Raw genomic sequence first — 11,226 nt, 5'->3', positions numbered from 1 at the left:
GAACCCGAGCCTGCGAGGGCCGAACGCAGGAGCAAGCCTTTTTGGGTACTTTTTCGGCGTCTGGAAAAAGTGCCTCGCCGTAAGGGCGAAACCGCCAGCCGCAACACCCACAGCAACGGATATACACCCAAAACCCCAAGTCATGGTCGGCCCGAAGGCCGCCACGACAAAGAAACTCAACCCTCCCGACGAACCCTGAACCAGGCCGCATACAACGCCGGCAAAAACAACAGCGTCAGCGCCGTAGCCACAATCAGCCCGCCCATGATCGCCACCGCCATCGGCCCGAAAAACACACTGCGCGACAGCGGAATCATCGCCAGCACCGCCGCCAGCGCCGTCAATACAATCGGCCTGAAGCGCCGCACCGTAGCCTCGATAATCGCCTGCCAAGGCTTAAGCCCCGATGCAATATCCTGCTCGATCTGATCGACCAGAATCACCGAATTGCGCATGATCATCCCGGACAACGCGATGGTCCCGAGCATCGCCACAAACCCGAACGGCTGGCGGAACACCATCAGAAACAGGGTCACCCCGATCAAGCCCAACGGCGCCGTCAGAAACACCATCGCCGTGCGCGAGAAACTGCGCAACTGCACCATCAGCAAGGTCAGCACCACGACAATGAACATCGGCACCCCGGCATTCACCGACTTCTGCCCGCGCTCGGAATCCTCCACCGTGCCGCCGACATCCAGCAGATAACCATCGGGCAACTCAGCGCGAATCGGGTCCAGCGTCGGCATGATCTGTTTGACCAGCGTCGCCGGTTGCTCCTTGCCATAAATGTCAGCGCGTACGGTCACGTTCGGCAGGCGGTTGCGGTGCCAGATGATGCCTTCCTCGAAGCCGTATTCCAGCGTGGCAATCTGCGACAACGCCACACTGCGGCCGTTATCGGTCGGCACCGCGAGACTCGGCAATAACGACAACTCAGTGCGCTCATGCACGGTGCCGCGCAGCAGAATCTCGATCAACTCGTTGTCTTCGCGGTACTGGCTAACGGTCGAGCCGACCAGCGAACTCTGCAGGAATTTCGCCAGATTCGCCGTGCTCACACCGAGGGCGCGGGCGCGATCCTGATCAATGTTCAGATAAACAACTTTGCTCGGTTCTTCCCAGTCCAGATGCACGTTGACCACATGCGGATTCTCGCGAACCTTTGCTGCCACCTTGCGCGCCAATGCACGGACTTCTTCGATGTGTTCACCGGTAACGCGGAACTGCACCGGATAGCCAACCGGCGGGCCGTTTTCCAAACGGGTGACCCGCGAACGCAGGGCCGGGAACTGTTCGTTGAGGGTTTCGATCAACCAGCTGCGCAGCGCTTCACGCTCTTCGATGGTTTTTGCCAACACCACGAACTGAGCAAAACTCGCCGCCGGCAGTTGCTGATCCAGCGGCAGATAAAAGCGTGGCGAACCGGTGCCGACATAGGCCACATAATTGTCGATGCCGGCGTGCTCCTTGAGCAGCGCTTCGAGGCGTTTGACTTCACTGGTGGTATTGGCCAGCGAAACACCTTCGGCCAGTTTCAGATCGACCATCAACTCCAGCCGGTTCGAAGCCGGGAAGAACTGCTGCGGGACGAAACGGAACAGCATCACCGAGGCGATAAACAGGCCCACGGTGAGCACGATCACCGTCTTGCGATGGGCCACGCACCACTCCACCAGACGCCGCACGCGCTGATAGAACGGCGTGGCATACGGATCCGGTTGACCATCGCCAGTGCCGTGTTTTGCCGCGTGAATTTTCGCCAGATCCGGCAGGAGTTTTTCCCCCAGATACGGCACGAACATCACCGCCGCGACCCATGAGGCGAGCAAGGCAATGGTCACTACCTGGAAAATCGAACGGGTGTATTCGCCGGTGCCGGACTGGGCAGTGGCAATCGGCAGGAAGCCGGCGGCGGTGATCAGCGTGCCGGTGAGCATCGGGAATGCGGTGCTGGTCCAGGCGTAACTCGCCGCGCGAATGCGGTCGAAGCCCTGTTCCATTTTGATCGCCATCATTTCCACAGCAATGATCGCGTCATCCACCAACAAGCCCAGCGCCAGCACCAGCGCACCGAGGGAAATCTTGTGCAGACCGATGCCGAGGTAATACATGCAGGCGAAGGTCATCGCCAGCACCAGCGGAATGGTCAGCGCGACGACCATGCCGGTGCGCACACCGAGGGAAAAGAAGCTCACCAGCAAGACGATCGCCAGTGCCTCGACCAGTACCTGAACGAACTCGCCGACGCCGGTTTTTACCGCTGCCGGCTGATCGGACACCTTGCGCAGCTGCATGCCGGCCGGGAGGTTTTTCTGGATCCGCGAGAATTCGCCCTCCAGCGCCTTGCCCAGGACCAGAATGTCGCCGCCATCCTTCATCGCCACGGCCAGACCGATCGCGTCGTCGCCCATGAAACGCATGCGCGGCGCCGGTGGGTCGCTGAAACCGCGACGCACATCGGCAATATCGGAGATACGGAACGTACGATCGGCGACGCGGATCGGAAAGTTCTTTATCTCATCGACTGTCTGAAAATTCCCCGAGACGCGTAGCTGCAAGCGCTCGCTGCCGGTTTCGAAGAACCCCGCCGTGGATACCGCGTTCTGTTCCTCCAGCGCCTGCTGCACCGCCGCCAGCGGCAAGCCGAGGGTGGCGAGCTTGACGTTGGACAGCTCGACCCAGATTTTCTCGTCCTGCAGGCCGAGCAGTTCGACCTTGCCGACGTCCTTGACCCGCTGCAGCTGAATCTGGATGCGGTCGGCGTAATCCTTGAGCACGGCGTAGTCAAAACCGTCGCCGGTCAACGCATAGATATTGCCGAAGGTAGTGCCGAACTCATCGTTGAAGAACGGCCCCTGAATTCCCGGCGGCAAAGTCTGGCGAATGTCGCCGACCTTCTTGCGCAACTGGTACCAGAGATCGGGGATCTGCTTGGAGTGCATCGAGTCGCGGGCGATAAAGGTGACCTGGGATTCACCGGGGCGTGAGAACGACATGATGCGTTCGTACTCGCCGGTTTCCATCAGCTTCTTTTCGATACGTTCAGTGACCTGGCGCGAGACCTCCTGCGCGGTCGCACCGGGCCAGCGGGTCTGAATGACCATCGCCTTGAACGTGAACGGCGGGTCTTCACTCTGGCCGAGTTTGGTGTAGGACAACGCGCCGACAACGGCGAGCAAAAGCATCAGGAACAGTACGATCTGGCGATTACGCAACGCCCATTCGGAGAGGTTGAAGCGCATCGGGGCTTACTCCTTGTTCGCCAGATTGACCACACGATTGGAGCGATCCACTGGTCGAACCTGCTGGCCGTCGAGCAATACGTGAACGCCGGCAGCCACCACCCAGTCGCTGGCATTCAGGCCCTCGAGCACCGCCACGCTTTTCTCGCCGAACGGACCGACCCGCACCGGGGTTTTCTTCAACGTGTTGTTGCCGTTGACCACCCAGACGTAAGTGGCGCCGTTTTCAGCGGTGAGCGCGGAAAGCGGTATCGACAACGAGACACTGTCGGCCGCTTGCACGAACACCCGGGCGCTCTGCCCCAGTTCAGCCGGGACTTTGCCGCTGGTGAACGAGATACGCGCAGCAAAAGTGCGCGAGCGCGGATCGGCGGACGGCGACAACTCGCGGATCTGCCCGGCAAACCGCTGATTCTGCTGTGCCCACAATTCCACCGTCACTGGCTGACCGACCTTGAAGCGGCCGAAGCTTTGCTCCGGCAGGCTGATCAACACTTCGCGCTCACCATCGGTGGCGAGGGTGAACACGGTTTGCCCGGCAGCGACCACCTGCCCGACTTCCACCGAACGCTTGGCCACCACGCCATCCTGTGGCGCACGCAGCACCGCGTAACTGGCCTGGTTGGTCGAAACGTTGAATTCAGCTTTGATTTGTTTAAGGCGGGCTTCGCCGGAGCGATATAGATTTTCCGCGTTGTCGTAGGCCGAGCGGCTGACCATTTGCCGATCCATCAGGGTTTTATAGCGATCGCGCTCGGCGCGGACCAGGTTCAGATTGGCCTCGGCGGCGGCGACCTGCGCGCGGGTGGCTTCCAGTTGCAGGCGCACATCCTGCGGATCGAGTTCGGCCAACGGCTGATCGGCTTTGACGCGCTGGCCTTCGTCGACCAGTCGTCGGCTGACTTTGCCGCCAATGCGGAACGCCAGATCAGGCTCATAGCGGGCACGCACCTCGCCCGGATAACTTTCCATCGCCTGCGCCGAAGGCTCGGGCTGTACCACCATGGCCGGGCGTACGGTGACTTTGGTCACCTCTTCCTGACCGCACGCCGATAACAGGAACGCCAGACTGACTGGCACGGCAAAGGACAACGCATGGCGGAACATGGTGACGGACCTTTCGCGAATGAGGCTTGGAATATTTATACTGGCGGGTATGGTATTAATAGCAAACTCACCAGTCCAGTATTAAAAGCGAAGAATGTCGAACAATCTTTCAGCTCCAAACGGCCCGGGCCGCCCCAAGGATCTGGCCAAACGCCAAGCGATCCTGGATGCGGCGAAAACCCTGTTTCTCTGCCATGGCTACGCCAACACCAGCATGGACGCGGTGGCCAGCGAGGCCGGCGTGTCGAAGCTGACGGTCTACAGCCATTTCAATGACAAGGAGACGCTGTTCTCCGCCGCCGTCGTCGCCAAATGCGAGGAACAATTGCCACCGCTGTTCTTCGAATTGCCGGACGGCATCGCGGTGGAAAATGTATTGCTGAACATTGCCCGAGGCTTCCACCAACTGATCAACAGCGATGAATCGGTGAACCTGCACCGTCTGATCATGGCCCTGGGCAGTCAGGACCCGAAGCTGTCGCTGATCTTCTTCGAGGCCGGCCCCGAGCGCGTGGTCAACGGCATGGAAGGTCTGCTGACGAAAATCCATGCAACCGGCGCGCTGAGCATCGACCAGCCACGAAATGCCGCCGAGCATTTCTTCTGCCTGATCAAAGGCGCGGGAAATTTTCGTTTGTTGTACGGCTGCGGCGAGCCGCTGACTGGAGAAGCAGCGGAACGGCATGTGCGGGAGGTGGTGGGGTTGTTTATGAGGGCGTACAAACCCTGACAGTTTTGCGGTGCTTGTGCAGACCGCTTCGCGAGCAGGCTCGCTCCCACACTGGAATGCATTTCAACTGTGGGAGCGAGCCTGCTCGCGAATGGGGCGACGCGCTCTCAGGGTTTGAGCGCTTTCTTCGGATAAATGTCATACCGGCTCGATTTGCCATCCAGCGCATGGCTCGGTTTCGGCCCTTCGATGCACGGTGCCTTGCGCGGGCGCTTCACCACCACCCGGTGCGTGGCCAGTGCCAGTGCGGCTTCAAGCAGGGCCGGGGCATCCGGGTCATCACCGACCAGCGGGCGGAACAGGCGCATTTCCTTTTTCACCAGCGCGGTTTTCTCGCGATGCGGGAACATCGGGTCGAGGTAGATCACCTGCGGCGGTTCCCCTTCCCAACTGCGCATCACTTCGATGGAGTTGCCCTTGAGCAATTTCATCCGCGCCACGATCGGCGCTACATCGAAATCTTCTGCCGCCCGGGCCAAGCCGTCCTCAAGCAGTGCGCCGATCAGCGGCTGGCGCTCGATCAGGCTCATTTCACAACCGAGACTGGCCAACACAAACGCGTCCTTGCCCAGCCCCGCCGTGGCATCGAGGACGCGCGGGCGCACGCCTTGGGCGATGCCGACAGCCTTGGCAATCATCTGCCCGCTGCCGCCGCCATACAAACGACGATGCGCCGCGCCGCCTTCGACGAAATCGACCCGCACCGGTCCCGGGGCGTCCGGGCCAAGCTGCTGCAACTGCAAACCCTGCTCGCCGACCTGCAAGGCGAACTCACCGTCGGCCTCGCCGAGCGGCAGGCCGAGACGTTCGGCCCAGTGTGCGGCTTGCGTTTGAAACGCTGGGGCGAGGGCCTGGACATGGATGCGGCAGGCCGCGGGTGACTCGATCATGAAAAAACGCTCAAAAAAGTTAAGGATCGACAAAAACCGCCGATAAACCATTCAACGCGCATTTTGCCAGAGCTGAGCGTCAACCGAAAAAAATGTCAGGCATTCTTCCCACATCGATTGGCTACGTTTCGCCCCATGGCGACTTCAGCCGTCATAACACTCAAGCACTGAGCGGCGTCAGTCACCTGTGGCAGGATTTCTTTGCCCAGGCCCTGGCCGAACAGACGAGTGAAGTGGTGCCTGCCTGTGGCACGTTTCCTCCGGTTGACCTGAACAGCCCGGAAGAACCAACCGTTGGCAGCGAGTTGCACGCGCACATCGTCAGCCAGCGTGAGTGCGACGTGGTCGAAACCCAGGTTCGCCCGCCGGAGCCACTGTTCCTGCCGATCGCCGAGTTCGAAATGGAGCTGCTGGACAAGCCGTTCCCACCGTTCCCGCCAGAAGAACTCAAAGCCCAGCAAGAGCAACAGGATTTCGACAGCAGCTGGGTGCGCCCGATTGTGATCAACAATGGCCAGCCAGTGCCGGAGCCAGGCCCTGCTCCGCAGAAACGCCCGCTGTACCTGCCGATTGCCGAGTTCGACCTGGACTTGCTGCAGAAGCCTTACCCGCCGTTCCCGCCGGAAGAAATCGTCGAGCAACAGAAAGCCCTGGACTTCGATAACGGCTGGGCTCGCCCGATCGTTCTGCAGAACCTGCGCCTCGCCGCCTGATTCTCAGCGACACACGCTCCAGCGCCCGACATCGACATGAAAGTGATTGCGATGAGCGGCGTTGTAGTCCGGACTCAACACCACACTGAATGACTCACAGGCGCCGTCACGCAGCTGGCGCAGAAACTCTGCGTCCTGACTCTGCTTGGGCCAATCCTTGAGCACGCTGATCGTGCGCCCGTCAGACAGGCGGAAACCGGCGATGTCCAGCGCGTCGGCACTCGCATGTCGGCTGAGAGCGCCGTTCTCACGGTTGTAGACATTGCGACAGGCGAAGCTGCCGAGGTGATCGACCCGCGCGATTTTCTGGCCGTAAACCGATTGCGCCGCCGGTTGCAGGGTGTGGTGTTCAAACGTTGCGTAGGCCACCGCCAGCGGGCAACTGGCGATGAAACTGCTGCTCAGCGCCACTTCACCGCCCTGCACCCGCAGAGCACCGATCAGCGGACACTTGGCGCCCGGGCTGTCGGCCTGGGGACTGACGCGCAGATCCGAGCTGCTCAATGCCTGTGCGCAAAGCTCGGAATCACTGCGCAGGCGCATGAGTTTGTAACCGGTCAGCCAGTTGGGCGCGGTTTTTACGTCCAGGGGCGCCCAGGGATTCCACTGTGGTGGCACGTCCAGCCAACCACGCCAGACACTCACCGCGCCACCAGCGATCGCGAGCAACACCCCCCAGAACAGCCAACGTCCCATGCTCAGTCCTTGAAGAATTGATTGGCCCTGGCATACGGCATCGACTGTGACGTGAAGCCAAAGCTGCCGGATTGCTGGATTTCTTCAGCTGCGCGGAAGAACTCGCCGAACGCCGCCAGCGCCAGTGCCGAGCCGGTGCTGATGCGGCGTACGCCCATTTCCTCGAGCTGTTGCACGGTCATTTTCAAACCGCCAGACATCAACACGTTGATCGGTTTCGGCGCCACGGCTCGCACCACTGCCAGCACTTCTTCGGCGCTGCGCAAACCCGGTGCATAGAGCACGTCGGCACCCGCCGCGGCAAATGCCTGCAAACGGCGAATGGTGTCGTCGAGATCGGGATTACCGTGCAGGTAATTTTCCGCGCGGGCGGTGAGGATGAAGGGAAACGGCAGCGTACGTACCGCCGCGACGGCGGCTTCAATCCGCGCCACGGCGTGTTCGAAGCAATAGATCGGCGCGTCCGGACGTCCCGTAGCGTCCTCGATCGACCCGCCCACCGCGCCCGCTTCGGCGGCGCGCAGAAGGCTCTGCGCAGCCTCGACCGGGTCATCGGCAAAGCCGTTTTCCAGATCCACCGCCACCGGCAGATCCGTCGCTGCGACAATCGCGCGGACATTGGCCAAGGTTTCGTCGAGACTCAGTGCGCCATCAGCCTTGCCCTGGGAAAACGCGTAACCGGCGCTGGTGGTGGCCAAGGCCTGATAACCAAGACTGGCGAGCATCTTCGCCGAGCCGGCATCCCACGAATTGGGGATGACGAAGATCCTCTGGCGATCATGCAGGGCCTTGAAGGCTTGGGCTTTGAGGAGTTGCTGCTGACTGACTTGGACGTTCATCGACGGGCTCCCGGGCAGAAAAAACCCGCCTCAGAGCAAACCAAGCTGCTCGGCGGCGGGTTCTCTGTATAGCTCAGGCAGCGCGGGCAAGCCAGGCAAACGTTGCATCAGTTGTGCGTGAAAACGTTGCGCCAGTTTCGCTGCCAACAGGTTGTCGGCGGTATGCAGAAAGACGTAGGGCGTGCGGCCCTCTTCGATCCATTCAGCGACTTTCGCCACCCACGGCACAAGAAACGCATCGTTGGCCTCAAGCTCGGGATGGCCGATGAAACGCACCTGCGGAAACTGCGTGAACGCCGCCGGACGGGTCGGTACACGCGGCTTTTTCGACTGCGCGTGGATCACCGAGGACTCGGTCGACAAGCAACTGAACAGCGCGCGCGGGTCAAGACAGATGCGCTCGACACCACGATCCAGCAACAGACGATTGAGCAGACGCTCGCTCTCGCCCTTGGCGAAGAACTGTTCATTGCGCACCTCGACCGCAAGCGGGCAATCCAGCGCATCGATAAACGCCGCGAGCTCCGGCAGACGCTGCGGCGTGAAGCTTTTCGACAGTTGCAGCCACAGCGGCGAAACACGTTCGCCTAACGGCTTGAGTAATTGCAGGAAGGTTTCGGCAGCGGTCAGTTGCTCGCGCAGGTCGCCGCTGTGGCTGATGTCGCCGGGGAATTTGGCAGTGAAGCGAAAGTGCGCCGGCATGATCTCGGCCCAGCGCTGCACAGTGGCTGGCGACGGACTGGCGTAGAAGGTGGTGTTGCCTTCGACGGCGTTGAACACCTGGCAGTAGAGAGCGAGAAAGTCGGAGGTTTTTGCGTCTACCGGATACAGATACTCGCGCCAGGCATTTTCGCTCCAGGACGGGCAACCGAGATAGTAAGGCAGATCCATCAGATATACAGATCGAGGCCCAGCACGTCTGCGTCCCAATCGACAAAACCGGCGGTGCTCAGGTAGCTGGCCAGAGCCATGGCTACGCTTTTCTTCATCGCGCGGTGGTAGATCATGTCTTGCTGGCGGGCAGGCAGGTTGCTCAGGCGTTGCGCGGTGGCTTGCGCGGCACGAGCGGCCATCTGCTCTTCGCTCGGGAATTCCAGCTCGCCGTCGATGATGTCGACAGATTCATCCAGCGCCGCATTGCCTTTACGCGGCTTGCGCTTGATGGGGTAGGACTGAGTGGAAACGCCGTCTATACGCATAATGTCATGCTCGGTATCAATGATGGCAATTTAGCGGCACTTGACCGACTTAGCAAACCGCCGAGTGATAACTAGAACACATAAAGCGCAAAAGGTTTAAAACCGGAGCTGGAAACTGACGATTGGCAGGATTTGCAGAATGGCCCATGGGCCCGTGGCGAGGGGATTTATCCCCGTTGGAGTGCGCAGCACTCCCCTGCATTTTCTCAGAGCCGCCGCATTTTCAGGACTTGCGACTGCTGCGCAGCCGAACGGGGCGGTGCGACGCTAAATCCCCTCGCCACCAAATCAGCCCGGAGGTTTCAGCGGGCTTTCGGGGTGGCGACTTTATCGCGCAGGTAGACCGGCTGGGCGTCATCTGCCGGGATCGCCTCACCGCGCTCCCAGGCGAAACGCGCCAGGGTCAACAGGTCTTCGGCGTGGGGCAGCATGCCCGCATCGGAGCCGCTCAGATTGACCGCAATGCGCTCGCCGTAGCCCCAACCGGTACCGGCACCGAACCAATCGCCATTGGCGTCAGCCGGCAGCGCGGCGACTTCCGGTGGTAGAACGGCTTCGGCACCAACCAGACGCATCTCCCCCGCCGTCTCGCGGTAGCAGCCCCAATACACTTCATCCATCCGCGCATCGATGGCGGCTGCCACCTGGCTTACGCCATGTTCACGAAAGGCACGCTGGGCGAGCACGGCAAGGTTGGATACCGGCAATACCGGACGATCCAGAGCAAAGGCCAAACCCTGCACCACACCGATGGCAATGCGCACACCGGTGAACGCACCCGGGCCACGGCCGAAGGCAATCGCGTCGACCGCTTGCAACGTGGTGCCGGCATCGGCAAGCAATTGCTGGATCATCGGCAGCAGCTTCTGCGCATGCAGACGCGGGATCACCTCGTAATGGCTCGTGACCTCGCCGTCATGCAGCAAGGCAACGGAGCAAGCTTCAGTCGCGGTGTCCAGGGCCAGCAAGGTGCTCATCGATGTTTCCAAAACAGGGGTGGGGAAAAAAGTGCGTCAGTATAAACAACTACGGCCCGCAAGCGGGCCGTGGATGATGCAGCCGATCAGACTTTTCAGCTCAGCGCAGCCAGCACCTTGGCGGTGATCGCATCAACCGAACCAACGCCCGGAATGTGGCTGTACTTCGGCTTGCCGGCGTTTTTGGCGGACAGGCTCTGATAGAACTCCACCAAAGGCTTGGTCTGCGAGTGGTAGACCGACAGGCGATGACGCACGGTTTCTTCGGTGTCGTCCTTGCGCTGCACCAGCTCTTCGCCGGTGATGTCGTCCTTGCCAGCCAGTTTCGGCGGGTTGTAGACGATGTGGTAAACGCGGCCGCTGGCTTCGTGAACACGGCGACCGGCGATGCGCTGGACGATTTCTTCGTCTTCAACAGCGATTTCAACCACAGCGTCCAGCTCGACGCCGGCAGTGACCAGCGCTTCAGCCTGCGGAATGGTGCGCGGGAAGCCGTCGAACAGGAAACCTTTGGCGCAATCAGGTTGAGCGATGCGGTCCTTGACCAGCGCGATGATCAGGTCATCCGACACCAGGCCGCCGGCATCCATGATGCTCTTGGCTTGCACGCCCAGTGGAGTGCCAGCCTTGACCGCAGCGCGCAGCATGTCGCCGGTGGAGATTTGCGGAATGCCGAATTTCTCGGTGATGAACTTTGCCTGAGTACCTTTACCGGCCCCGGGAGCTCCCAGCAGAATGACGCGCATCGATGTGCTCCTCAATTTTTTATATAAAAGCTTTACAAAACAAAGGATTCGCTCGTAACAGGCGGATCCTGAAAATACGGGTCG

At 60.7% G+C, this 11,226-nt stretch carries 11 protein-coding genes; 2 read left to right on the top strand and 9 right to left on the bottom strand.

Features of this window, described 5'->3' with window-relative positions; all coding sequences use genetic code 11:
- Positions 1-176: 176 nt before the first annotated feature.
- A complete protein-coding gene (locus tag ACYSTU_RS11195; RefSeq protein ID WP_016771493.1) occupies positions 177-3,245 on the bottom strand; it encodes an efflux RND transporter permease subunit in 3,069 nt (1,022 codons plus the stop codon).
- 6 nt (positions 3,246-3,251) lie between these two features.
- Complete coding sequence (locus ACYSTU_RS11190) at positions 3,252-4,352, bottom strand: efflux RND transporter periplasmic adaptor subunit (RefSeq protein ID WP_024011758.1); 1,101 nt, start codon at positions 4,350-4,352, stop codon at positions 3,252-3,254.
- A gap of 94 nt (positions 4,353-4,446) precedes the next feature.
- On the opposite strand from ACYSTU_RS11190, the gene ACYSTU_RS11185 reads away from it, so the two are divergent.
- On the top strand, positions 4,447-5,082 hold the full coding sequence (locus ACYSTU_RS11185) for a TetR/AcrR family transcriptional regulator (RefSeq protein WP_073476091.1): 636 nt from the start codon (positions 4,447-4,449) through the stop codon (positions 5,080-5,082).
- 107 nt (positions 5,083-5,189) lie between these two features.
- On the opposite strand, the gene ACYSTU_RS11180 is transcribed toward ACYSTU_RS11185, so the two are convergent.
- On the bottom strand, positions 5,190-5,972 hold the full coding sequence (locus ACYSTU_RS11180) for a class I SAM-dependent methyltransferase (protein ID WP_404822205.1): 783 nt from the start codon (positions 5,970-5,972) through the stop codon (positions 5,190-5,192).
- A gap of 92 nt (positions 5,973-6,064) precedes the next feature.
- Here ACYSTU_RS11180 and ACYSTU_RS11175 point away from each other — a divergent pair, with 92 nt between their 5' ends.
- On the top strand, positions 6,065-6,685 hold the full coding sequence (locus ACYSTU_RS11175; protein WP_056783179.1) for a hypothetical protein: 621 nt from the start codon (positions 6,065-6,067) through the stop codon (positions 6,683-6,685).
- Positions 6,686-6,688: 3 nt separating this feature from the next.
- Here the strand turns inward: ACYSTU_RS11175 and ACYSTU_RS11170 are convergent, their stop codons facing one another.
- The 6 genes from ACYSTU_RS11170 to adk form a co-directional block, all read right to left on the bottom strand.
- On the bottom strand, positions 6,689-7,381 hold the full coding sequence (locus ACYSTU_RS11170) for an extensin-like domain-containing protein (protein WP_498998411.1): 693 nt from the start codon (positions 7,379-7,381) through the stop codon (positions 6,689-6,691).
- Positions 7,382-7,383: 2 nt separating this feature from the next.
- Complete coding sequence (locus tag ACYSTU_RS11165; RefSeq protein WP_498998407.1) at positions 7,384-8,220, bottom strand: isocitrate lyase/PEP mutase family protein; 837 nt, start codon at positions 8,218-8,220, stop codon at positions 7,384-7,386.
- 30 nt (positions 8,221-8,250) lie between these two features.
- Positions 8,251-9,111 (bottom strand): DUF72 domain-containing protein, encoded by an 861-nt coding sequence (locus tag ACYSTU_RS11160; protein WP_024011753.1) that lies wholly within the window; start codon positions 9,109-9,111, stop codon positions 8,251-8,253.
- Complete coding sequence (locus ACYSTU_RS11155; protein ID WP_042606956.1) at positions 9,111-9,419, bottom strand: hypothetical protein; 309 nt, start codon at positions 9,417-9,419, stop codon at positions 9,111-9,113. The genes ACYSTU_RS11160 and ACYSTU_RS11155 overlap by 1 nt, the downstream gene beginning before the upstream one ends.
- A 302-nt stretch (positions 9,420-9,721) precedes the next feature.
- Positions 9,722-10,396: a tRNA (adenosine(37)-N6)-threonylcarbamoyltransferase complex dimerization subunit type 1 TsaB gene (gene tsaB / locus ACYSTU_RS11150; RefSeq protein WP_498998401.1), complete on the bottom strand. Its 675-nt coding sequence runs from the start codon at positions 10,394-10,396 to the stop codon at positions 9,722-9,724.
- 95 nt (positions 10,397-10,491) lie between these two features.
- On the bottom strand, positions 10,492-11,142 hold the full coding sequence (gene adk, locus ACYSTU_RS11145; RefSeq protein ID WP_324174975.1) for an adenylate kinase: 651 nt from the start codon (positions 11,140-11,142) through the stop codon (positions 10,492-10,494).
- Between the last annotated feature and the right edge of the window lie 84 nt (positions 11,143-11,226).

This window comes from Pseudomonas glycinis (assembly GCF_054871425.1).
This window is presented reverse-complemented; position numbering and strand designations above follow the sequence as displayed.